Annotated in this window: 18 protein-coding genes; 16 read left to right on the plus strand and 2 right to left on the minus strand. The window is 66.6% G+C overall.

Going from position 1 to position 22,890, the window contains the following annotated elements; genetic code table 11:
- The first annotated feature begins 99 nt into the window (after window positions 1–99).
- The 11 genes from ACV4UX_RS01320 to tssG all read left to right on the plus strand — a co-directional run bounded on the left by ACV4UX_RS01320 (window position 100) and on the right by tssG (window position 12,177).
- Entirely contained in the window at window positions 100–2,052 is a 1,953-nt protein-coding gene (locus tag ACV4UX_RS01320) for a hypothetical protein (RefSeq protein ID WP_491591535.1), read from the plus strand.
- A complete protein-coding gene (gene galE / locus ACV4UX_RS01325) occupies window positions 2,049–3,026 on the plus strand; it encodes a UDP-glucose 4-epimerase GalE (RefSeq protein ID WP_491591536.1) in 978 nt (325 codons plus the stop codon). The genes ACV4UX_RS01320 and galE overlap by 4 nt, the downstream gene beginning before the upstream one ends.
- Before the next feature lie 1,503 nt (window positions 3,027–4,529).
- The gene (locus tag ACV4UX_RS01330) at window positions 4,530–4,811 is read left to right on the plus strand and encodes a late competence development ComFB family protein (protein WP_491591537.1); all 282 of its coding nucleotides are present in this window, start codon (window positions 4,530–4,532) and stop codon (window positions 4,809–4,811) included.
- Window positions 4,812–5,465: 654 nt separating this feature from the next.
- The gene (gene tssB / locus ACV4UX_RS01335) at window positions 5,466–5,951 is read left to right on the plus strand and encodes a type VI secretion system contractile sheath small subunit (protein WP_491591538.1); all 486 of its coding nucleotides are present in this window, start codon (window positions 5,466–5,468) and stop codon (window positions 5,949–5,951) included.
- A 66-nt stretch (window positions 5,952–6,017) separates the two neighbouring features.
- Entirely contained in the window at window positions 6,018–7,511 is a 1,494-nt protein-coding gene (tssC, locus tag ACV4UX_RS01340; RefSeq protein ID WP_173085457.1) for a type VI secretion system contractile sheath large subunit, read from the plus strand.
- Between the two features lie 26 nt (window positions 7,512–7,537).
- Window positions 7,538–8,023: a type VI secretion system tube protein TssD gene (tssD, locus tag ACV4UX_RS01345; protein WP_173085459.1), complete on the plus strand. Its 486-nt coding sequence runs from the start codon at window positions 7,538–7,540 to the stop codon at window positions 8,021–8,023.
- Between the two features lie 367 nt (window positions 8,024–8,390).
- The gene (locus ACV4UX_RS01350; protein ID WP_491591539.1) at window positions 8,391–8,570 is read left to right on the plus strand and encodes a hypothetical protein; all 180 of its coding nucleotides are present in this window, start codon (window positions 8,391–8,393) and stop codon (window positions 8,568–8,570) included.
- A gap of 162 nt (window positions 8,571–8,732) precedes the next feature.
- Entirely contained in the window at window positions 8,733–8,963 is a 231-nt protein-coding gene (locus ACV4UX_RS01355; RefSeq protein WP_491591540.1) for a hypothetical protein, read from the plus strand.
- Between the two features lie 62 nt (window positions 8,964–9,025).
- On the plus strand, window positions 9,026–9,442 hold the full coding sequence (gene tssE, locus ACV4UX_RS01360) for a type VI secretion system baseplate subunit TssE (protein ID WP_173085469.1): 417 nt from the start codon (window positions 9,026–9,028) through the stop codon (window positions 9,440–9,442).
- A 3-nt stretch (window positions 9,443–9,445) separates the two neighbouring features.
- Window positions 9,446–11,179 (plus strand): type VI secretion system baseplate subunit TssF, encoded by a 1,734-nt coding sequence (gene tssF, locus ACV4UX_RS01365; RefSeq protein WP_491591541.1) that lies wholly within the window; start codon window positions 9,446–9,448, stop codon window positions 11,177–11,179.
- Window positions 11,176–12,177: a type VI secretion system baseplate subunit TssG gene (gene tssG, locus ACV4UX_RS01370; RefSeq protein WP_491591542.1), complete on the plus strand. Its 1,002-nt coding sequence runs from the start codon at window positions 11,176–11,178 to the stop codon at window positions 12,175–12,177. The genes tssF and tssG overlap by 4 nt, the downstream gene beginning before the upstream one ends.
- A gap of 18 nt (window positions 12,178–12,195) precedes the next feature.
- On the opposite strand, the gene ACV4UX_RS01375 is transcribed toward tssG, so the two are convergent.
- Window positions 12,196–12,792 carry a CBS domain-containing protein gene (locus ACV4UX_RS01375; RefSeq protein WP_491591543.1) on the minus strand — a complete coding sequence of 199 codons (597 nt, stop codon included), beginning with the start codon at window positions 12,790–12,792 and terminating at the stop codon, window positions 12,196–12,198.
- A 3-nt stretch (window positions 12,793–12,795) separates the two neighbouring features.
- Window positions 12,796–14,745 (minus strand): methyl-accepting chemotaxis protein, encoded by a 1,950-nt coding sequence (locus ACV4UX_RS01380; protein WP_491591544.1) that lies wholly within the window; start codon window positions 14,743–14,745, stop codon window positions 12,796–12,798.
- 233 nt (window positions 14,746–14,978) lie between these two features.
- Between ACV4UX_RS01380 and tssH the strand changes: the two genes are divergently transcribed.
- The 5 genes from tssH to ACV4UX_RS01405 form a co-directional block, all read left to right on the plus strand.
- Window positions 14,979–17,603 (plus strand): type VI secretion system ATPase TssH, encoded by a 2,625-nt coding sequence (gene tssH, locus ACV4UX_RS01385; protein WP_491591545.1) that lies wholly within the window; start codon window positions 14,979–14,981, stop codon window positions 17,601–17,603.
- A 338-nt stretch (window positions 17,604–17,941) separates the two neighbouring features.
- Window positions 17,942–20,602, plus strand: coding sequence for an ATP-binding protein (locus tag ACV4UX_RS01390; protein WP_491591546.1), 2,661 nt, complete (start codon window positions 17,942–17,944; stop codon window positions 20,600–20,602).
- A gap of 91 nt (window positions 20,603–20,693) precedes the next feature.
- On the plus strand, window positions 20,694–21,548 hold the full coding sequence (locus ACV4UX_RS01395; protein ID WP_491591547.1) for a PilZ domain-containing protein: 855 nt from the start codon (window positions 20,694–20,696) through the stop codon (window positions 21,546–21,548).
- A gap of 290 nt (window positions 21,549–21,838) precedes the next feature.
- Window positions 21,839–22,039: a hypothetical protein gene (locus ACV4UX_RS01400; RefSeq protein WP_491591548.1), complete on the plus strand. Its 201-nt coding sequence runs from the start codon at window positions 21,839–21,841 to the stop codon at window positions 22,037–22,039.
- Between the two features lie 225 nt (window positions 22,040–22,264).
- Window positions 22,265–22,890: ABC transporter permease (locus tag ACV4UX_RS01405; RefSeq protein ID WP_491591549.1), on the plus strand; the 626-nt coding region annotated here is incomplete at its 3' end.

Consider the following 22,890-nt stretch of genomic DNA (forward strand, 5'->3'; position numbering starts at 1 on the left):
GGATCGGCTCCCGCAGGGCAGGCCCCGGCCCCGTCTCCCGGCAACGGCGTCGCGCCCGCAGGCCACCGTGGAACAAGCAACAGATCACAGGACGCAGACGTGAGCCTTTCGCATCGCATGACGAGTCCCTGTCCGGGACGCCCCCACGCCGCACGGCGTTTCCTCGCCCTGGCCGCTCTCCTTCTGGCGGTCTTCCTGCTCGCGCCTGCCGTGTGCCTCGCGCGCGGCTGGTCCGTCGAAACCGGCGACGGCGCGCGCTGGCTCGTAACGCCCCAGGGCGAGCGCTTCTTCTCGCTGGGCGTGAACACCACCAACGGCGGCTCCAGGTTCGACCTGGAGAAGGGCGACCACGCCTACCACTTCACGCGCTTCTACCCCGACCTCGCCACCTGGGGGGCCAAGGCCCAGGAGCGCCTGACGGCCTGGGGCTTCAACACCGCCGGGGGCTGGTCCGAGCCGTCGGCGGTCATGAGTCTGCCGCTCATCCCCGAGATCGACCTGGGCCGCAACGCCAAGCTCCACTGGTACGACATCTTCGCCCCCTCCATGCAGGACGACGCCGACGCCATGGCCCGCGAGATCATGGGCTGGACACGCAACAACCCGCGCGTGCTGGGCGTGTTCACCGACAACGAAGTGGGCTGGTGGAACGCGCCGCTCTTCTCCTGGCACCTGGAGCGGCCCTGGGCCATCCACTCCAAGCGCGTGCTCTGGCGCATGCTCTTCGAGCGCTACGAGGGCAAGTGGGAGAAACTCCTGGCGGATTTCGTCCCGGCCACCGAGGGGCTCGATTCCTTCGAGAAGCTCAAGGAGGGCGGGGCCGCGCTCAAGCTGCGTCCCGGCGGCCGGGGCATCCAGGCCGTGGGGCAGTTCACGCGGCGCATCGCCGGACGCTACTACGAGCTGGTCTTCCGGGCCATGCGCAAGGCCGCGCCGGAGCTGCTGGTGGTGGGCGACCGCCTGCCCCTCTACTACGACCAGAACGCCGTCCTGGCCCAGAAGGGCTTCGTGGACGTGCTCTCCAGCAACTACAACGTGGACTGCGAGGACGGCTGGGTGGCCCCGTACTACTTCGAGGGCCTGCGCGAGCTCTCGCCCGCGCCCGTGCTCATCTCGGAGTTCTTCTTCGCCGCCGACGAGAACCGCAGCGGCAACACCAACAACGGCCACCTGATGCACGTGGCCACCCAGGCCGAGCGCGCCCGGGGCGCTGCCGCCGCCGTGCGCAACTTCGCGGCCTTCCCCAACGTGGCGGGCGTGCACTGGTTCCAGTACAACGACGAGCCCACCGGCGGGCGCGGCGACGGGGAGGACTTCAACATGGGCCTCGTGGACATCCACGACAAGCCCTACGAACTGCTCACCCAGGCCCTCACGCAGGCCAACGCCCAGGCCCCGGCCATCCACGCCGCCAGCCGCTGGACCCCGGCCCCGGCCGAGGGCGTGGCCCCCGTGCTTCTGCGCGCCGCGCCCGGGCATTCGGCCACGGACGGCGCGCTCCTGGACTGGAAGGACAAGGCCGGGACGCGTCTGGTTGGCTTCAAGGCCCCAAAGCCCTACGCGCCCTTCGGCGACGTGCACGTGGCCTGGTCGCCTGAAGGGCTTTCGTTCTTCACCATCGCGGGCAACTACGTGGACCTCTCGCTCATGGACGCCGAGAACTTCCCCCTCTCCGAGACCTTCCAGCTGCGCTTCACCGTGGACGCAGGGGCCGGGCCGCGCACCTTCGGCGTACACCTGGCCCCCAGGCCCCATTCGGTGTGGCCCGGACGCTACGAGCTGGTCCCGCAGCTGTGGCGCTACGAGAACGGCAAGCCTGCGGAGCGCGTGGAGGCCCCGGACCTGGTGAAGGCCCTGGACAAGCCCCTGCCCCACATCCAGGTGGAGGGCTTCCTCCCGGCCGGGCTGCTGGGCGTGCAGTCCCTCAGGCCCGGGCAGGAGATCCGCCTTGGCGTGGAGGCCGAGAACTTCTATCGTGAACTGACCATGGCCTGGGCAGGACGGACCGTCGTCCTGGGACAGGCCCTGGACAACGCCGGAGAAAAGCAATGAGCGCGAACATCCTGGTGACGGGCGGGGCGGGCTACATCGGCTCGCACACCTGCAAGGCCCTCAAGGCGGCGGGATACAACCCCGTCACCTTCGACAGCATGGTCTACGGCCACGAGTGGGCCGTGAAGTGGGGGCCGCTGATCAAGGGCGACATCCTGGACGGCGAAAAGCTGGACGCCGTGTTCCGCCAGTACGAGCCCCAGGCCGTGCTGCACTTCGCGGCCTTCGCCTACGTGGGCGAGTCCGTGTCCGATCCGGAGAAGTACTACCGCAACAACGTGGTGGGCACGCTGTCGCTTCTGTCGGCCATGCGCCGGGCCAGCTGCCGCAACATCGTGTTCTCCAGCACCTGCGCCACCTACGGCGTGCCCCAGGAGCTGCCCCTGCGCGAGGACCATCCCCAGAAGCCCATCAACCCCTACGGCTGGACCAAGCTCATGATGGAGCAGACCCTGGCCGACTTCGACCACGCCTACGGCATCCGCCACGCCAGCCTGCGCTACTTCAACGCCGCCGGGGCCGACCCCGACGGGGAGATCGGCGAGGACCACGACCCCGAGACCCACCTGATCCCCCTGGTGGTCTACGCCACCCAGGGCAGGCGCGGCCACGTGGAGATCTACGGCACGGACTACGACACCCGCGACGGCACCTGCGTGCGCGACTACATCCACGTCACCGACCTGGCCGACGCGCACATCCTGGCCCTGCGCCGCATCCAGGACAAGGACCAGAGCCTCACCGTGAACCTTGGCACCGGCAACGGCCAGACCGTGCGCGAGGTGATCAGGGCCGTGGAGAAGGTCTCGGGCAAGACCACGCCGGTGAAAGAGGGCGGACGCCGCCCCGGCGACCCGCCGGGCCTCTACGCCCGCGCCGACAAGGCCTACGAACTGCTGGGCTGGAAGCCTCAATTCGGCGACGTGGAGACCATCGTCGGAACCGCCTGGAAGTGGCACGAGAAGCAGGGGTAGGGCGGTTTGTTGGAGTACTCAGTGATGTGATACGGAGGGAAGAGCAGGCAAGATGAGGGGCACATGAGTGCCCCTCGTCTTGAATGACATATGAAACACGGGGTATGGACTTGTGGCGTATTCCTGGAGGCCAAAGACAGAAGTTCATTACATGGTGGTTGTATCTTGTCTGGAAGGGCATACATGGCTAGCGTGAAAGTCGTTATCGCTATGAATGCTGTGGTGCATGTTGAGGCGATGAGTGGCCTTGTATATTCCAAGGGTTTTCCACTCGTCATATTCAGATGTTTGGAGACGCCATCTGCTGTGTGCATTTGAACCCATGATGCTATAAGAAACAGAAATAGTTCGGTTTTTAATAAGTAATGTGTGTTTTCGAAATATTGCTGTGTGTAGAATGGCATGGTAGCCATAAACGCTGCAAGTGTTGTTACTTGAAATATAATGCCATTTCGGATACTTGGAAGTTTTTTCTTAAGTTTTGATTTTTTGAAGCTGCTTGATATGGTGACATACTCGACTTCCTTGTATGTGAAAAATATAGCCCAAAGCGCAGATGCAATTGTAGTATAATACAGTACGGTTGGTGCGCAGAATCGTAGGATGCTTGTCTTGCCGATGTCCTCCAGTTTGGCCGGCGAGAATGCTTGGCACGACAACTGAAAGTTGATCATTATTGACCATACGGCGATAAAGATCACTGGTGCTAGTATCGAGCCAAAGCTGCCACACAGTGCGATCGTCAGTTGGGAAAAAACGAGTTTGCTTCCATGACCTTTGGATTTGAGTCGCCACGTCCAAATCGCGTTGTAAGCGGCGATGATTGATGCAAGGAGAATGAATGAGAGAAGTGCCCCTACGTATGGGATAATTATACGAACAATTCGTCCTGATATGTGGCTGACTGCGTCGTTCGATGCTAGGACAAGGGCACCTAATAGGAATGAATTTGATGCAACACACCACGTCATCCGGTGGTTGATAAGATCGTCTTCCTTCTCGATGCGCTTTCTTGCGTCTTCAGGTTTGAGTGAGTCTTCGTGGTCATCCGTCTGGTGAGTCTTAAATGTGGTGCTACTGTTAGGTCCAGGATAAATATTGATGTGGATGTTGTGTTCTCTTTTCATGGTAGTGTAAAGTCGGTTCCGTTAGTTGTTTAAGCTGTTATGGCCAACAGCGCTTCTGGCGCGGAAGTGCGCATTGCTACGATATTGTAGCGGCAATGCGAGCTGACAATACGGTCTGAGCAGGTTGCCTGGAAACGCACATGGGCATATGTTAGCTACCATACGGCATGGGGAGATGTTATGCAATATATCTTGAGCTATACTATATTGTGTAGTGTACGATAGGTTTGTGTCCTCGTTTTCTCAATGCATGCGGCTCTTGGGGTGATCGCGCGTCCCCTCCCCCTTCCGGAAATCCCCCTTTGACGAAGCTGCGCTCTCTGCTAGAAAGTACTCGTCTCTTAGCCCTGTCCAACCGCCGTCGACGGAGGCCCCCATGAAGGACGACAAGCTCGCCGCGCGCGGCGTGGACCTCTCCAGCATCCGCAACAAGAACGAGGGGAGGGTGGCCAGAATCCTGGAGGAAATCCTGGGCGAGGAGGCCGAGCCCCTCGACTCCCTGGACATCCAGGACATCTACGCCCTGGCCCTGAACCTCCTGCCCGCGCGCTACCGCCAGCAGGGCTCCATCGTGCTCTCGGAGCCGGTCAAGGACGCGCACATCGAGTCGGCCATCCGACGGGCCATGCGCTCCGTGAAGGAGCGTCCCGGGCACTAAGCGCCGGACGTCGACCCGGCCCGCCCGGGTCCGTGAGGACTTCCGACGCCTGGAGAGTGGCAGGTTCCGCGAGGCCCTGATCAGACCTGTTGAAGCCCCGCCAAGTCCTGTCCGGCCTGGCCCGGTTTGCCCCGACCCGCTCGGACGGACGAGGCGACCTGGTCCGGCCCTGGTCCGGCCCTGGCCCGGCAAGTCCCGCGCGGCCCGACCCGGCCCGACCCGGCCCGGCCCGGTCCAGGCAAGGCCCGGCCAAGCCCGGCATGACCCGTCAAGTCCTGCCTTAGCCCGGTCAAGCCCGCCCAGGTCCGGCGAGGCCCGGCGAAGGCCCGCCGGGTTCCGCCCGTTCCGCTGGGGTCCGGCCTGCCCGGCGTGATCCAGCCGACGTCACCCAGGCTCTAAGCGGGGGACGCGAAATCCTTCCCGCAGCTCCCGAAGCCCCCCTCCGAACGCTCCAGGGCGGCGCGCAGGCCGCCGCGACGGGCCGGAGCAGCGCGTTCGGGGCGGAAAGGGCGTCCATCGATCGGCTTCACCCGGTCCAAACGTCGGTCCGGCCCCGCCTGCCGAGTTGCTTGCCACGAAAATAACGCTTTCAATTCAGACTGATTCTGGTAGAGAAAGAGCCGAAGCTCCCACTTATCGTTCAGGAGGGTCCCAATGGCTCAGGAAGCGTCCGTCGCCCCCAAGGAGCGCGTGAACATCGTCTACAAGCCCGCCACGGGCGACGCCAAGGAAGAGGTCGAACTTCCGCTCAAGCTCCTCGTGCTCGGCGATTTCACCAATCGCCCCGACGACCGCACCGTGGAGAACCGCGACCCCATCAGCGTCGACAAGGACAACTTCGACGACGTGCTCAAGGCCCAGAACATCGAACTGAACATCTCCGTGCCCAACAAGGTCTCGGGGAAGGACGGCGACGAGATGGGCGTGAAGCTCAAATTCGACAAGCTCAAAGACTTCGAACCCGACGCCATCGTGGCCAAGGTGCCGGAGCTGCAAAAACTCATGGAGCTGCGCGAGGCCCTGAAGGCCCTCAAAGGCCCCCTCTCCAACGTGCCCGAGTTCCGCAAGAAGGTGCAGGAGATGGTGCAGGACCCAGCCCTGCGCGACAGGCTGCTCAAGGAACTGGGATTCAACGCCTAGGCGCGGGGACCACTCCGCCGTTTTGCATGCCGGACGTCCGGCAAGGCCTTTCAAGGAGGACCACAGATGGCTGACGAAGCGACCCAGGCCCAGGAAGCGCCGGCCCAGGCTCAGGCGGCCGCGGCCGATTCCTCGCTCTTGGACGATATCGTCGAGGCGACCAAGCTCAAACCCTCGGACGACGCCTTTTCCACCACCAAGCAGGGCCTCCAGGCCTTCCTGGAGGAGCTGGTCAAGCCCGAGCGCTCCGGCGCGCGCGTCTCCGGCGCGCTCGTGGACGACATGATCTCCCAGCTCGACCAGAAGCTCTCCAGCCAGGTCAACGAGATCATGCACAACCAGGACTTCCGCAAGCTCGAAAGCTCCTGGCGCTCCCTCAAATACCTGGTGATGCACACCGACTTCCGCGAGAACGTCCGGCTGCAGTTCATCAACGCCACCAAGGAGGACCTGCTCTCGGACTTCGAGGACGCCCCCGAGGTGGTCAAGTCCGGCCTCTACAAGCAGGTCTACACGGCCGAGTACGGCCAGTTCGGCGGCCAGCCCTTCGGGGCCATGATCGCCAACTACGAGTTCGGCGCGGGACCGCAGGACGTGAAGCTCCTGCAATACTGCGCCTCCGTGGCCTCCATGGCCCACGCGCCCTTCATCGCCGCCGCCGGGCCGCAGATGTTCGGCATCGAGAAGTGGGAGGACCTGCCCAACCTCAAGGACCTCCAGTCCATCTTCGAGATGCCCCAGTACACCAAGTGGAACTCCCTGCGCGAATCGGAAGACGCCCGCTACCTGGGGCTCACGCTGCCGCGCTTCCTGCTGCGCCTGCCCTTCGGGCCGGACACCGCGCCGACCAAGTCGTTCAACTTCAAGGAAGACACCTCCGGCGGCGATGACGACTTCTGCTGGGGCAACGCGGCCTTCGCCTTCGCCTCGCGCCTCACCGACTCCTTCGCCAAGTACCGCTGGTGCGCCAACATCATCGGCCCCCAGGGCGGCGGCGCGGTGGAAGACCTGCCACTTTACCAGTACGAGGCCATGGGCGAGATCCAGACCAAGATCCCCACCCAGGTGCTCATCAGCGAACGCCGGGAGTTCGAGCTGGCCGAGCAGGGCTTCATCGCCCTCACCATGCGCAAGAACTCCGACAACGCGGCCTTCTTCTCCGCCAACTCCGTGCAGAAGCCCAAGTATTTCGGCATCTCCAAGGAAGGCAAGGAGGCCGAACTCAACTACAAGCTCTCCACCCAGCTGCCCTACATGTTCATCATGAACCGCCTGGCACACTACATCAAGGTGATCCAGCGCGAAAACATCGGCACCTGGAAGGAACGCTCCGACCTGGAAGACGAACTGAACAAGTGGATCAGCCAGTACGTGACGGAAATGGACAACCCGGCCCCCAGCGTGCGTTCCCGCAGGCCGCTGCGCATGGCCAAGATCGAAGTGCACGACGTGGAAGGCGATCCCGGCTTCTACTCCGTCACACTGCTGGCAAGGCCGCACTTCAAGTACATGGGCGCTTCGTTCACCCTGTCCTTGGTCGGCAAGCTCGATAAGAAATAAACCTGCATCAACACGGAGGTCTCGACATGGCTCTTACCGGTTACATGAAGGTCACGGGCAAGACTCAGGGACAGATCAAGGGCGACTGCGACCAGTCCGACTCCAAGAAGAAGGACACCATGCTGGTCTACCAGACCAACCACAACGTGGAAATCCCCAAGGACACCCACACCGGTCTGCCCACCGGCCAGCGCATCCACCATCCCTTCACCGTGACCGTGCACAAGAACCCCGGCTCGCCCAAGATGGCCCAGGCCTGCTGCAAGGGCGAACAGTGCACCGTGGAAATCAACTACTTCCGCATCAAGCCCGACGGAAAGGAAGAGAACTACTACACCGTGAAGATGGAAGACGCCATCATCGTCACCATGCGGGAATACACCCCCATGACCTTCCTGCCCGACAACAAGCCCTTCCACGACATGGAAGAATTCAGCTTCACCTATTCCAAGATCACCTGGACCTACAACGACGGCAACATCGAATACACCGACGACTGGAAGGGCGCGTAGGCGCGGCGCTGCGAGGGCATCCCCCCGTGCGGGCGCCCCGTAGCCAGGGCAGGGCGGCCTCGCCGCCCGCCAGCGACCCCCAAGGACCCCTGCTGCGGGGTCCGACAACATGCAGGGCGCGCAAGCGCTTCCCGGACCGGCGGCCCAGGCGGGCCGCCGGAGCCGGACCGTCCCACCGGGAGGCCCCATGAACGACGACGCTGCCGATCTGGCCCCGCTGAAAGACCCCCTCCAGGATCCCCTCAAGGACCCCATCGTCAACCCCCTCGTGGACCCCATCACCGGGCTCCCCGAGGAATAGAAGCTCACCCGGGAGCGGGGGCGCCACACAGCCCCACCCCCCCCCACACCCCACACGAGGTGTCCCATGGCCGAGAGCGCATCTTTCTTCAACGACGTGGAGCCAAACGACAGCCTCTACCAGCTGCCGCAAGACCCCCTGCGCGATCCCGTCTACGCGCCCCCTGGCCCGGACCTCCCGGACGCCTGCGCGCCCGGAGCGGAGGCGCAGCCCGGGCAGGACGCGGCCCAGGCCCCCAAAGGCTGAACCGATCCCAACGCACGCGCTCCGCGCCCCCGGCAAGAGCCGGGCCGACCGCGCACGCGCGTTGTTTTCCGGGCGGCCCAAGCCCCCGCGCGTCTCCGAACGTCACCCGGCATCTCCCGTCCGGCCTTGACCTCGCGCCCCCGATCGGGCCAAGGTCGCCCCATGCGAGGCGACGACATCCAGGAAGAGAACGCGCGCAAGCGCGGCGCGGTGCACCACGAGACCCCGCCCCCGCGCTCCGACGAGGCCCGGCCCGACCTGGTCACCCCGCCCGCCGGGCGCGACGTGGCCGTCATGTTCTGGGAGTCCATCGGCATGAAGCCGGGGGACGACTGGCGCGTGCGCGCTTCCGGCAACCCGGGGGGAGACCCGGACCCTGACGATCCCTCCTGAACGGGCCCCGCGTTGACGCGATGCCGCGCTTGCTCTAACTCCTGGGCGAAGAAGGACTCTCCATGTACCAGCAGCGCCTCCTCGAACGCATCCGGGAGATGGAAAAGCACCCGGAGCTGCGCGGCAACCCCGACCCCGAGGTGGTGGTGGCCTCGGTGATGCGCCACCTGCGCATGATCCTCAACACCAAGCAGGGCACAGCGCCCATCGACGACGACTTCGGCGTGCCCGACTTCACCAACCTGGGCTCCACCTTCGGCCAGGACACCATCCCCGACATCCAGCGCTCCATCGCCGACGTGGTGCGCAAGTACGAGCCGCGCCTGAAAAACGTCAACGTCACCTACATCCCCCAGAGCGACGACGTGCTCCAGGTGGCCTTCAAGCTCGAAGCCACCATCCAGACCGAATCCCGCGAGGTGCCCGTGGTCTTCGAAACCGTCATCGACCCCGACGGCAAGGTAAGCGTGAAGGAATAGCCCGTGATCAACCGCTACTACCAGCGCGAACTGGCCAACCTGCGCACCCTGGCCGTCGAGTTCTCCAAGAAGCACCCCGCCCTGGCCCCCATGCTCTCCGGCCCCTCCCAGGACCCGGACGTGGAACGCCTCCTGGAGGGCTCCGCCTTCCTCTCGGGCCTGCTGGCCCAGAAGCTCGACGACGAGTTTCCCGAGATCATCCACGGGCTCATGCGTCTCGTCTTCCCGCACTACCTGAGCCCCGTGCCCTCCATGACCATCCTCAAGTACACGCCCAAGCGCTCGCTCATGGAGCCCCTGACCGTGCAGGCCGGGTCCCACGCCGCGTCCATCCCCGTGGAGGGCACCAGCTGCACCTTCACCACCTGCTACGACGTGGACCTCTACCCCCTGGTCATCACCGACACGGCCCTGGTCACCTCTGCCGGACGCTCCTCCGCCCTGCGCGTCTCCCTGGAGATGAGCGGCATGCAGCTCTCCAAGTGGCAGCCGCCCGCGCTGCGCTTCCACCTGGCCGGAGACTACGGCCACGCGGCCGACCGTTTCCTGCTGCTCATGCGCCGCACCGCGCGCATCGTGGTGCGCGCCAAGGAGGGCGGCGGCCAGGTGGTGCTTGGGCGCAGGAATCTGGTCCCCGTGGGCTTCGGCGAGAACGAGGCGGCCATCCCCTATCCGCGCCAGTCCTACCCGGGCTACCGCATCCTGCAGGAATACTTCACCCTGCCAGAGAAGTTCCTCTTTTTCGACGTGACGGGCCTCGACGCCTGGCAGGACCGCGGCACCGGGCAGACCTTCGAGATCGTCTTCGAGTTCGACAAGCCCGTGACCGATCCCCCGGCCTTCGCCAAGGACAGCCTGGCCCTCTTCGCCACCCCCGCCATCAACCTCTTCCCCCACGAGGCCGACCCCGTGCTCCTGGACCACCGCATGCCCGAATACCGGGTGATCCCGGCGGGCGAGTCCTCGGGGCACTACCAGGTCTACTCCGTGGACAAGGTGATCGGCTTCATGCAGGGCTCCGTGGGCCAGCGCGAGTACTACCCCTTCGAGATGTTCAACCCCATGAGCGAGGCCCGCCCCGTCTACTCGCTCAACCACCGCCAGAGCGCGCTGACCGAGCGCACCGACCTCTTCCTTTCCGTGGCCTACCCCAAGGGCGCGGGCGACCCGCAGACCGAGACCCTCTCGCTCTCCATCCGCTGCACCAACGCCACGCTGCCCGAGAACCTCCAGATCGGCGACATCTCCAAACCCACCGAGACCTCGCCCGTGCTGGCGGACTTCTCCAACCTGCGCCCGCCCACGGCCACGCGCCAGCCCCCCATCGGCAAGGAAAGCCTCTGGCGGCTCCTTTCGCACCTCTACCTCAACTACCTGCCCATGGCCGACACCGAGAACCTCAAGGCCCTGGTCAAGCTCTACATCTTTCCGGAAACCAAGGACCGCGCCGGGGTGCTCGCGGGCATCAAGCGCGCCGAGGCAGTCAACGATCTCAAAGTGGAAACCACCAACCGCCTCGTGGGCGGCATCATGATGCGCGGGCAGCTCATCGAGATGCGACTCGACCCCACGGGCTTCGCCAGCATGGGCGACATGTACCTCTTCGGTTCCGTGCTGGATTGCTTCCTGGCTGGATACGCGGCCGTGAACTGCTTCACGCGCCTGGCCGTGGAGGACGTCTTCAAGAAGGAGCGCTACGAATGGCCGGCCCGGATCGGGGAACGCTACCTGCTGTGATCGAAACCCTGGAGGCCAAGCCCCAGGTTTTCTCCTACTTCCAGGCCGTCAGGCTCCTCAAGCTCTGGGCGGGCAAAACCTCCCGGGACGACGCCGAGGAGTTCTACGACGCCGCCCTGCGCGTGCGCCCCTACCTCTCGCTCTCGTTCCCCGCCACGGACATGACCGACGTGGTCATCTCGCCCCCGGAGGAGGAGGGCGGAGAGCCGCGCGTGGAAATCACCGCAACCTTCCTGGGGCTCTACGGCACGGGCTCGCCCCTGCCCACCTTCTACACCGAGGAGCTGCTCGAAGAACGCTCCGACGACAAGAGCGTCTCCAGGGATTTCCTCGATATCCTGGGCGACCGCTCCTACGTCCACTTCTACAGGGTCTGGTCCAAGTACCGGCTCATGGTGAAGACCCTCGAGGAGGCGGACCCGGACTACCTGGACCGCCTCTACTGCCTGCTGGGCCTGGGCCACGAGGAGCTGCGCTCCCGGCTGTCGCGCCCATCGGCGGCTTTGCGCTACATCGGGCTCTTCACGCAGTATCCGCGTTCGGCCCTGGGGCTGCGCACCATGCTGGCCGACGCCGTGGAGGGTTCGCGCGTCAGCGTGGAGCAGTGCGTGCACCGCTGGGTGCCCATTCCCGAGGACCAGCGCAACGTGGTGGGCCTGGCCAACTGCGCCCTGGGCGAAGACTGCTGGGTGGGACACCTGGTGGAAGACCGCATGGGCAAGGTGGTGGTGGAATTCGCCGACCTGGAGGCCGACCGCTTCCACGAGCTGCTGCCCGGCAGGGAGCTCAACTACCATGTGGAAAGCCTCATCGGCATGTACCTGGTGGAGCCCGTGGAGCACGACCTGCGCCTGAAGCTCAGGCCGGGCGAGGTGCGCCGCGCCCAGCTGGGGGGCTCCCTGTGGTCGCGCCTGGGCTACGACACCTGGCTTTTGAACGACGGCTACGACGGCGCGGCCGAAGCCACCTTCCAGGGGGCCAGCGGCGTGCCGGCGTAGGGGGCGCGGGGGGGGGCTTCAGGCCATCTCGCCCAGAAGATTGCCGAAGGCCTCCAAAAGGTCCGTCCGGGTGATGATGCCCACGAGGCGTTCGCCCTCCACCACGGGCAGGCGGCGCACGCCCTCGCGGGCCATGAGCCCGGCGGCGTCGGCTGCGGGCAGCTCCGGGGACACGCTCAGGGCGGGCGCGGTCATGATGCGGCTCACGGGTCCGCCGGGCAGGGAGGCGGGCACGGCCGCGCCGCCGGAGAGCACCCGCGCGGCCAGGGCAACGGGGGGCGCGTCTTTGGGCAGGCCCAGGGCGCAAAGAAAATCCTTCACAGAGACCACTCCCACCAGCCGCGCCCCCTGGCAGACCGGCGCTCCCGAAATACCCGCCCGGGCCAGCAGTGCGGCTGCGCGGTCCAGCGGGGTGTCGGGGGCGAGCACGGTCACTTCGCGGGACATGAGGTCCCGCACAAGCACGGCGGCGCGCAGCCGGGCCAGGCTGCGGACCTGGGCGGCCTTGAAGAGCGCCTTGGCGTCCGCTGGGGAGATGGACGCCGAGGGGGCCATGGAGCGCAGGGCTTCCCGGACGTCTTCCTCGCTGGGTTCGAGCAGGTCGCGATCGGGCATGGATCAACTCCGTTTGGCGGGGGAGGGCAGGGTGGGCTTCGAGTGGCGTCGCGCCCGGGATTCTTCGCCGTGGGCGGTCTTGAAGAAACTGATGGCGGAGAGCAGCTGTTCGGCCTGGCTGGAGAGCTCCCCGGACGTGGAGGCCATCTGTTCCGAGGCCGAGGCGTTCTGCTGGATCACCTGGTCGAGCTGCTGCACGGCCTTGTTGATCTGGCCTGCCCCGGCGTTCTGCTCGCGGGAGGCCGCGGCGATCTCCTGGATCAGTTCGGCGGTCTTCCTGATGTCGGGCACGATGGCCGCGAGCATCTCCCCGGCCTGACGGGCCAGGGTCACGGAGTCGCTGGAGAGCACGGAGATCTCCGAGGCGGCCTGGCCGGAGCGCTCGGCCAGCTTGCGCACCTCGGCCGCCACCACGGCGAAGCCCTTGCCGTGCTCGCCCGCGCGGGCGGCCTCGATGGCGGCGTTGAGCGCCAGGAGGTTGGTCTGTCGGGCGATCTCCTCGATGATGGTGATCTTCCCGGCGATGGCCTGCATGGCGGCCACGGTCTGGGCCACGGCCTGGCCTCCCGTCTCGGCTTCCCGGGCCGCCTTGAGGGCCATGGCCTCGGTCTGCGCGGCGTTCTCGGCGTTGTGCTGGATGTTGGCGGCCATCTGTTCCATGGAGGAGGAGACCTCTTCCACGCTGGCCGCCTGTTCGGAAGCTCCCTGGGAAAGCGACTCCGAGGTGGCCGAAAGCTGCTGCGAGCCCGAGGCCACGTTGTTCGCGCTCTCGATCACCTCGCCGATCACCTCTGAGAGGCGTCCGGTCATGTCGCGCAGGGCGTCTGCCAGTTGTCCGATTTCGTCCTGCTGGCGCACGTCGAGCCGGCTGGCCAGGTCGCCCCGGGCCATGCGCCGGGCGTAGGCCACGCCCTGGGCCACGGGGACCGTGACGCCCCGCGAGAGCGTGACGCCCAGGGCCAGGGCCACCAGCACGCCCGCCGCGCACCCGGCCAGGGTGGCCGCGCGGGCGGTGGAGGCGGAGGCCTCGGCCTCCTTGACGGCCCGGGCCGCCTCTTTACTGTTTTCTTCGACCAGCTTGTCCATCTGGCCGAACAGATTGCCCCGGGCCGCCTCGAACTCGGTGGAGGTCAGTCGGCCCAGTTCTCCGAAGATGTCCACGGAGCGCTGCACTTCGGCGCGCATCTCCCGGAAGGCGTCGAAGACCTTCTGGGCGCTGGGGATCATCTCCCGAACCAGCAGGGCCCGGGCTTCGGCCGTCTCGCCCCGGGCCTGGGCCTGCTTGATGCGGGCCACGGCGGCGTGGAAGCGGTCGTGGTGGGGCCTGGCCTCGTTGAGGATGGACGCAAGCTTCGGGTTGCGCGTCGAATAGCCGGAGAGCCACTTGCCGAAGTTGCAGGCGGCGGGGTCTTCGCCGCCCTCGAAGCGCGTGTTCTCCAGAATAAGCTGGGTGGTCTTGGATTCCAGGTTGTAATGGTCGCCCCGGAAGAGCTGCATGCTGGTCATGAGGGCGTCGGGATTGGGCACGTCCACCTGGATGAGCGAACCCGAGAGGGAGACGGCCTTGCCCGCCAGGCGCTCGAAGGCGTCGCTCAGGGGGCCCACGGCCTTGAAGATGTCTTCTTCCCCGGGGCTTTTGGACAGGCCCGCGTAGGCGGCCAGGCTCCGGCGCATCTGGTCCAGCCCGTTCCGGCTTTCGCGCTGGATCGTCTCGCGGCGCTCGTTGTCCAGGAAGGGACTGGCCAGGGAGCGCACCGCGCACGTCGCGGCATTGGCTTCGCTCATGGCGCGCAGGATGTTTTCGGCGCCCGGCAGGTGCACCGAGCCCAGGTCCATGGCGTTGTCCGTGACGTTGCCGATCTGGCGCAGGGCGACGAGCCCCACGGCCAGGGCCACAAGGGCGGTGCAGACGAACCCGCCGATGAGCTTCACCGGCAATTTCACGTTTTTCATGGCGCTCTCCTGAAGTGCGGCTGAGGAGCGGTCGCGGGACCGGCTGGCGGTCAACCAGGAATTTATAGTCGGAATCGGCAGGACTCGTAAAGTCCATAGGGTCGCGAAGCGTTCCAACCCCGGAGGAATCGTGATTTTCCCGCGAAACCCCGCGAGGTTCCTTCCCATTCCGGGAGGGTTTGTGTAGTGTCTGGCCAGTATCAAAAAACCATCCGTCCGCCTGGAGCGAGCCCATGATCAACGTGAACATGAAGTCCCTGTTGTCCAAGCTCAACGCCTTCTGCACCAGCACGCTGCACAACGCCGCCGGGCTCACGGTTTCGCGCGCGCAGTACGAGGTGACGGTCGAGCACTTCCTGCTCAAGTGCCTGGAGGACACGGGCTCCGACATCCCAGTGATCCTGCGCGCGGGCGGCGTGGACGGCGGACGCCTCGCGGCCGGGCTCACGGACTCCCTGGAGGATCTGAAGACCGGCAACGCCGGAAAGCCCACCTTCTCGCCGCTCCTCATCGAACTCATCGAGGACGCCTGGGTGGTGGGCTCCGTGGACCTGGGCGATTCGCGCGTGCGCTCCGGCGCGCTGCTCCTGGCCTTCCTGGCCCGGCCCAACTTCTACGGCTCCGGCCCCTACCTGGACCTTTTGTCCACCCTGAACCGCGAGACCCTGCTCAAGGACTTCTGGAACGCCACCAAGGCCTCCTCCGAGGCGGCCCAGGCCACGGCAGGCCCCATGGCCCCGGCGGGAGCGCCCGGCGCGGCCCCCTCGGGCGAGGGCTCCTTCATCGCCCGCTTCTGCCAGGATTTCACCGCCAAGGCCAAGGCCGGGGGCATCGACCCCGTGTTCGGCCGCGACGGAGAAATCCGCCAGATCGTGGACATCCTGGCCCGGCGGCGCAAGAACAACCCCATCCTCGTGGGCGACCCCGGCGTGGGCAAGACCGCCGTCATCGAGGGCCTTGCGCTGCGCATCGCCCTGGGCGACGTGCCCGAGTCGCTTGCGAACGTCACGCTCATCAACCTGGACATGGGCCTGCTGGAAGCGGGCGCGGGCATGAAGGGCGAGTTCGAGAACAGGCTGCGCGGCGTCATCAGCGAGGTGAAGGCCAGCGAGAAGCCCATCATCATGTTCATCGACGAGGCCCACACCCTGGTGGGCGCGGGGGGGCAGGCGGGCGGCTCCGATGCGGCCAACCTGCTCAAGCCCGCCCTGGCGCGCGGCGAGCTGAAAACCTGCGCCGCCACCACCTGGAGCGAATACAAGAAATATTTCGAGAAGGACCCCGCCCTGGCCCGGCGCTTCCAGATGGTGAAGCTCGACGAGCCCAGCGTGGAGTCCGCCACGCTCATCCTGCGCGGCCTGCGCGACAGCTACGAGAAGAGCCATAACGTGGTGATCCGCGACGACGCCATCAAGATCTGCGCCGAGTACGCCGACCGCTACATCGCCGCGCGCTTCCTGCCCGACAAGGCCATCGACCTGCTGGACACCTCCTGCGCCCGCGTGAAGGTGGACCTCACGGCCAAGCCCGCCGTGCTGGAGGACGCCGAGCGCTCCATCCAGGCCCTGGAGCGCGAGAAAAAGGCCATCGAGCGCGACAAGGACAACCGCATCCCCGTGGACGAGGAGCGCCTGGCCCAGGTGACGGCCCTCATCGAGGAGAACACCAGGAAGGCCGCCGACCTCACCGTCGCCTGGGAGAAGGAGAAGGAGGCCGCCCACAAGGTGCTGGAGATCCGCGCCAAGGTCCACGAGGCCCAGGGCGACGACAAGGCCGCCCTGGAAAAGGAGCTCGACGAGGCCGACGCGGCCCTCAAGGCCCTCCAGGGCGAAACGCCCATGATCCAGATCGAGGTGAACCCCGACCTGGTGGCCCAGGTGGTCTCGGACTGGACCGGCATCCCCATGGGCAAGGTGGCCCGCGACCAGGCCGCCACCATCGCCAACCTGGAAGACCGCATCAAGAAGCGCATCAAGGGCCAGGACATGGCCCTGGACGTGGTGACCCAGGTGATCAAGGCCGCCAAGTCCGGCATCAAGAACCCCGACCAGCCCATGGGCGTGTTCCTGCTGGTGGGTCCCTCGGGCACCGGCAAGACCGAGACCGCCCTGACCCTGGCCGACATCCTCTTCGGCAGCGAGCGCAACGTGGTCTCCATCAACATGAGCGAATTCCAGGAAAAGCACACGGTGTCGCGCCTCATCGGCTCGCCCCCGGGCTACGTGGGCTACGGCGAGGGCGGCATGCTCACCGAGGCCGTGCGCCAGCACCCCTATTCCGTGGTGCTCCTGGACGAGACCGAGAAGGCACACCCCGACGTGCTCAACCTCTTCTACCAGGTGTTCGACAAGGGCATGCTCTCCGACGGCGAAGGCAAGGAGATCAACTTCAAGAACACGCTCATCATCCTCACCTCCAACCTGGCCACCGACGTGATCCAGGAGATGACCAAGGACGGCGCGCAGGTCCCCTACGACGCCGTGCTCTCGGCCGTGCGCCCCATCCTCTCGCAGTATTTCAAGCCCGCCCTCCTGGCGCGCATGAGCGTGGCCCCCTACGTGAGCCTCTCGCCCGACGCCATGAAGGACATCGTGGTGCTCAAGCTCGACAAGCTGGCCAAGATGCTCCTGGACAACAACAAGATGAAGATGACCTACACCCCCAAGGTGGTGGAGGCCGTTGTCGCCCGCTGCACCGAGGTGGAGACCGGGGCGCGCAACATCGAGTACATCCTCAACGGCAACATCCTGCCGCGCATGTCCCAGGAGATCCTGGGGCACATGACCTCGGGGGGCCTCCCGGCCTCCGTGGCCCTGGACGTGGGCGAGGACGGCGCCTTCACCATGGACTTCGCCTGATTCCCCCCCGGGTCGCGCCGGTCCTCCGTCTCCCGGCGGACCGGCTCGACCTGCCGGGCGTCTTCGTAAGCTCTTGCACGCCCCCGTCTTTCCGGCATCCGTCCCGCTCGCACCCACCGGCAACCGTTCATCCAGTCGTTCCGGCGTCTCGCGCCCACCGGCGCGGCCGTTGGCCGGACGCCCGGCCAGCGCGCCCGCGCCAGGCACTCCCGAGACCCTCTGAAGCCCAGCCCTCCCTTGCCGGTCTGTTTTTTCCTTTTGACGCCGCACGCCGATCCGTAGGATAATCATCGTGTCCGGAGGTACTCCCAAGGCTCCGGCGTTCCGGACATCACAAAATGAAGTTTACCGCAGTGCTCTCGCTCCTCCTCTTGCTTCTCGCGGCGTCGGCGGACGTGGGCGCGGCCGCCGCGCCCTCGCCGGAGACGCCCCAGATCTTCGTCCTGCATTCCTACCATCCGGGGTTCGCCCGCACGGACGGGCTCCAGCGCGGGCTGGCGGAGTCCCTCTCCGGGGACGGCCTGAACCCCAGGATGGTCGTGGAATACCTGGACGCGGCCCGGCTTGCCCCGCTGCGCGGCTACGAGAGCATTCTGGACGCCAAGCGCTACGCCATCCTCACCATGACGGCCGTCGCGCGGCCCAGGGCGGCCGTGGTCACCGACTGGCAGGCCCTGGAATTCTGGCACGCCAACCGCGAGTCCATGGCCCCGGGCGTCCCCGTTGTGGCCTGCGTCCTGGGCGGCGTCGTGCCCCGCTGGTTTTTGGACATGCCGGACACCGCAGCCGTGGTGGAGCGACTGGCCCTCAAGGAGACCGCGGCCCTGGCCCGCAAGCTCAGCCCCAGGGCGGACAAGCTCCTGATCCTGGGAAGCGCGGCCAACTACTTCAAGGCCATCCAGGACATGGTGGACGCAGAACTCCCGGCGCTCTCCGAGACCCTGCAGGTGGAGGTTTTCAAGGAGACCGCCATCCAGGCAGTGGAGGCGCGGCTGGCCAGCCTGGATAAAAGCTGGATCGTCCTTGCCGTGGGACGCCCCGAGGAGAACGGGCGGCCGCTCACCTCCGCCGAGGCCGCGCGGCGGCTTTCCCAGGCCAGCCCCGCGCCGCTCTACGCCGCCTGGGGCTCCTGGATGGGCCACGGCCCCGTGGGCGGGCGGGTGCTCTACGCCGAGGACCAGGGACGCATGGCCGGGGAGATCGTCCGGGACCTTCTCAAGGGGCGCGACGTGGCCTCCATGGACCGCTACCGCGAGGACACCGGGCGCTGGGTGTTCGACCACGCCGCCCTTGTCCGTTTCGGGTTGGACGCCTCGCTCCTGCCCCTGGGCAGCCAGGTGCTCAACGCGCCGGTGGGGCTCTACGCCACCAACCCGCAGCTGGTGTGGGCCTACTGCCTCGTCACGGCGCTTCTGGCCGTAGTGGCCGGCGTGCTGTGGTTCCACGCGGCCAGGATGCGCCGCGCCCAGGCCCAGGTGGCGGACCAGATCAACCTCGTGTCCTCGCTCATGGAGGCCATCCCCACGCCCTTGTTCTACAAGGACGCCGACGGGATCTACCTGGGCTGCAACAGGGCCTTCGTGGAGTGGTCCGGGCTCACGCGCGAGGACCTGCTGGGCCGCACCGTGCACGAGGTCTTCCCCCGCGCCCAGGCCGACGTGTTCAAGGCCAAGGACGACGAACTCCTGGCCGCCGGGCCGGTGCAGATCTACGAGTTCGTGAAGTCCACGCCCAAGGGCGAGCGGCACATTCGCTTCCACAAGGCCCTCTACAAGGCGGGCGACGGCTCCACGGCGGGTCTGGTGGGGGTCATCGCAGACTTCACCGACATCTGGACCGCCGAACGCGAGCTGGAGCGCGCCAGCGAATACCTGCGGGCCATCTTCGACTCTTCGCCCTCGGCGCTGGTCTGCGTGGACGCCCGGGGCCTGGTGACCAGGGTCAACGCCAAGGCCCGGGCCATCTGCCCGGAATGCGTTCCCGGCGCCGACAGCCGCCAGCTGCCCGGCCTGGGAAGCCTTGTCGGCCACGCCCTGCGCGCCATCGAGGAGGGACGCCCCCTGGAGCTGCCCCGCGAGGTGGAGCGCAAGGGCGGCACGGTGACCGCACGCGACGTGATGATCTACCCCGTGCAGGCCTCCGGGGTCCGCGAGGCCGTGGTCCGCATCGACGACGCAACCGAAAGCCACCGCATGCTCGAGGTGCTCGCCCAGTCCGAGAAGATGATGAGCGTGGGCGGGCTGGCGGCGGGCATGGCCCACGAGATCAACAATCCCCTGGGCGGCATCATGCAGAGCGCCCAGGTGGTGATCACGCGCATCCGTCCGGACCTCCCCGTGAACCTCAAGGCCGCCGAGGCGGCGGGCTGCTCCATGGACGGCGTCCAGGAGTACCTTGCCCGCCGAGACATCCCTGAACTCCTGGAGAACCTGCGCGCCTCGGCCAAGAGGGCGGCGACCGTGGTCTCCAACATGCTGGAGTTCAGCAAGCGCAGTTCCTCGGCCTGGCTCCCCGTGGAGCTCAACGAGCTGGTGGAAAGGGCCGTGCTCCTCTGCCTGCAGGACTACAGCCTCGCAGACGGCTACGGTTTCAAGCGCATCACGCTGGTCCGGGAGTTCGACCACGGCAACCCCGCCGTGCCCTGCTCCAGCCAGCAGATCCAGCACGTGCTCTTCAACATCCTGCGCAACGCCGCCCAGGCCCTGGCCGAGAGCCGCGCGCCGGACCCCGTCATCATCCTGCGCACCTGGATGGACGCCGACAACGGCTACATCGGGATCGAGGACAACGGCCCAGGCATGGACGACGCAGCCCGGCGCAAGGTCTTCGAGCCCTTCTACACCACCCGGCAGACGGGCGCCGGCACGGGGCTCGGACTCTCGGTCTCCTACTTCATCGTGAGCGAGAACCATGGCGGCGAAATCGCCCTGGATTCCGAACCCGGCAGGGGCTCGCGCTTCACCATCCGCCTGCCCAGGCGCAACCGGGCGGCCGACTGACCCCGGCGCGTCGCGCAACGAACTCACTGGCGCGTTGACCGCTCCCGCCGCCTTCGCGTATCAGGCGGCAAGCGTCCTCCGCGAAACGACAATGATACTCGACCTTTTCAAGAAGAAGGGGCCGGCCCTCGACGAAACCTCCCGCCAGGTGCTGGAACAGGCCCTTGTCCAGCGCGCCAAGATGGACCTGATTTTCGAGGAGTCCGCCACCAGCATCAAGGACCTGAGCTGCGCGGTGAACACCATCGGGGAGGACCGGCTGTATCTCGATCTGTACGGCCTGCGCCAGCCGGGCAACTTCGCCGGACGCTACTTCAGCTGCTTCTTCCGCATCCGGGAGGGCAAGGGCGTGGGCTACTACGGCTTCCGGGCCAAGGCCCTGGGCGTGCGCCAGGCCAGGACGGGCGGCCTGGTGCTGGAAGCCCAGCACCCCGCCAAGGTGGAGCGCTCCCAGCGCAGGCGCAGCATGCGCGTGCGCGCGGACCTGGCCTGGTTCGAGGATCTGCGCCTCTGGGAGGGCGGCAAGCTCGCCGCGCCCGCCCCGGAAGAAGCCATCATGGACCTGGAGTTCTTCCGGCAGGGCAAGCTCTGTCGCCTGGAGAACCTCTCCGCCGGGGGCTTGGGCCTGCACGTGCGCCGCATCTTCTGCACAGAGAACGCCTTCTGCCCCACCGGCCACGAGGAATACACCCTGCGCCTGCGCTTCCTCCAGGCAGTGCGCAACCAGCCCCGCGAGCTGTGGCTCTCCGGGCGCACCGTGCGCCTCGTGGAGGACCGCGTCAGCAAGGACCTGGACATCGGCCTGGAGTTCGTCCACGTGGGCCGCGCCGATCCCGCCTCGGGCGAAATCCTCTGGACTCCCGTTCGCGACAACGTGGCCGAAGAGCTCATGACCCGCGTCTTCGAGTGGCACGCCGCCCTCTTTCGCGAACGCGGCGAGCAGTAGCGGCGCACCGCTCCTCTTCCCTCGATCCCTGAACAGCCAGGGTGGACGCGCGGGGGCCGTTGTGGCCCACGCCGTCGGAAGCGGCCCCTCCCTGGGCGTTTTGCGTTTTCGTCCGCGCGGCCAGGGAGTGCGCGCCGGTGCCCCTCTTCCCGGCCAGCGGCGAGCGTTGCCGCGTCCCGCTCCCGCCGTTTGGGGCGGCGACACGGAAGTGGCTTTCGGCGGACGGCATTGCGCACCGTCACGAGATGGTCTACACGCATAGGTATGTTCTCCTCAGGAGGCGACACGCCATGAACATGAAAGAGATCCGGGACAAGGCCAGGGACGTGAACCTCAAGATCGCCGTGGGCTGGACCAAGACCACCGCCGTGCGGGCCATCCAGGTGGCCGAGGGCTACGAGGCCTGCTTCGGCAGGGGCCTCTTTTCGGTCTGCGGCCAGCCCGACTGCTGTTTCAGGACCGACTGCGAGAAGATCCCCGGCGAGCAGTAGCCTGCCGGGCCGCGTGCACGAACGGGCTCGCTCCCCCCGGAACCGGGTTTCGGTCGCCCCCCGTGCCGGGGCGCGCCGCCCGACGCCCGGGCCGCGAACGGCGCTCCCTGCCGGGCGCCTCCGGTCTTTCCGTGGGGGCGCAAGAGTCCTGCCTGAACAGGCCCAGGCCATCCGCCGTCCGCTCGGCGCCGCCCCGGACCACGTCGGCGGGAGTCCCCCGCAAACATGACCCTGACCATCGCCTTACGCAACCTCCTGCACGACAAGGTGCGCCTTGTGGTCACGCTCACGGGCGTGGTCTTCGCGGTGGTGCTCATCGCGGTGCAGGCCGGGCTCTTCGTGGGCTTCACCACGGCCACCTCCTCCGTCATCGACAACACCCGCGCCCAGTACTGGATCTGCGCGCGCGGCATGCGCAACTTCGACGTTACCTCCCCTCTGCCCCAGAAGGCCTTCCACCAGACGCTCTCCACCCCCGGCGTGGCCGAAGCGCGCCGCCTTGTGGTGCAGTTCGCCAACTGGAAAAAGCCCAACGGCGGTTTCGAGTCCGTGGAGGTGGTGGGCTACGAGGCCGCCTCGGACATGGGCGGCCCCTGGAACGTGGTGGAGGGCGACGCCGCGCACCTCGCCGTGCCCGACACCGTGGCCGTGGACGAGGTCTACCGCGCCAAGCTGGGCGTCGCGCGCCTGGGCGAACAGGTGGAGGTGAACGGCCACCGCGTCCGGGTGGCGGCCTTCACCCGGGGCATCCGCTCCTTCACCACGTCGCCCTATATCTTCTGCACGCTGCCCATCGCCCAGACCTTGTGCAACCTGCGGGAGGGTCGCTTCACCTACGTGCCGGTGGACGC

It is taken from the genome of Fundidesulfovibrio sp. (genome assembly GCF_058402725.1).

Coding starts and splice junctions, on each gene's coding strand:
- galE (WP_491591536.1), top strand. CDS start 2,049: ATGAGCGCGAACATCCTGGTGACGGGCGGGGCGGGCTACATCGGCTCG.
- ACV4UX_RS01330 (WP_491591537.1), top strand. CDS start 4,530: ATGAAGGACGACAAGCTCGCCGCGCGCGGCGTGGACCTCTCCAGCATC.
- tssB (WP_491591538.1), top strand. CDS start 5,466: ATGGCTCAGGAAGCGTCCGTCGCCCCCAAGGAGCGCGTGAACATCGTC.
- tssC (WP_173085457.1), top strand. CDS start 6,018: ATGGCTGACGAAGCGACCCAGGCCCAGGAAGCGCCGGCCCAGGCTCAG.
- tssD (WP_173085459.1), top strand. CDS start 7,538: ATGGCTCTTACCGGTTACATGAAGGTCACGGGCAAGACTCAGGGACAG.
- ACV4UX_RS01350 (WP_491591539.1), top strand. CDS start 8,391: ATGGCCGAGAGCGCATCTTTCTTCAACGACGTGGAGCCAAACGACAGC.
- ACV4UX_RS01355 (WP_491591540.1), top strand. CDS start 8,733: ATGCGAGGCGACGACATCCAGGAAGAGAACGCGCGCAAGCGCGGCGCG.
- tssE (WP_173085469.1), top strand. CDS start 9,026: ATGTACCAGCAGCGCCTCCTCGAACGCATCCGGGAGATGGAAAAGCAC.
- ACV4UX_RS01375 (WP_491591543.1), bottom strand. CDS start 12,792: ATGCCCGATCGCGACCTGCTCGAACCCAGCGAGGAAGACGTCCGGGAA.
- ACV4UX_RS01380 (WP_491591544.1), bottom strand. CDS start 14,745: ATGAAAAACGTGAAATTGCCGGTGAAGCTCATCGGCGGGTTCGTCTGC.
- tssH (WP_491591545.1), top strand. CDS start 14,979: ATGATCAACGTGAACATGAAGTCCCTGTTGTCCAAGCTCAACGCCTTC.
- ACV4UX_RS01390 (WP_491591546.1), top strand. CDS start 17,942: ATGAAGTTTACCGCAGTGCTCTCGCTCCTCCTCTTGCTTCTCGCGGCG.
- ACV4UX_RS01395 (WP_491591547.1), top strand. CDS start 20,694: ATGATACTCGACCTTTTCAAGAAGAAGGGGCCGGCCCTCGACGAAACC.
- ACV4UX_RS01400 (WP_491591548.1), top strand. CDS start 21,839: ATGAACATGAAAGAGATCCGGGACAAGGCCAGGGACGTGAACCTCAAG.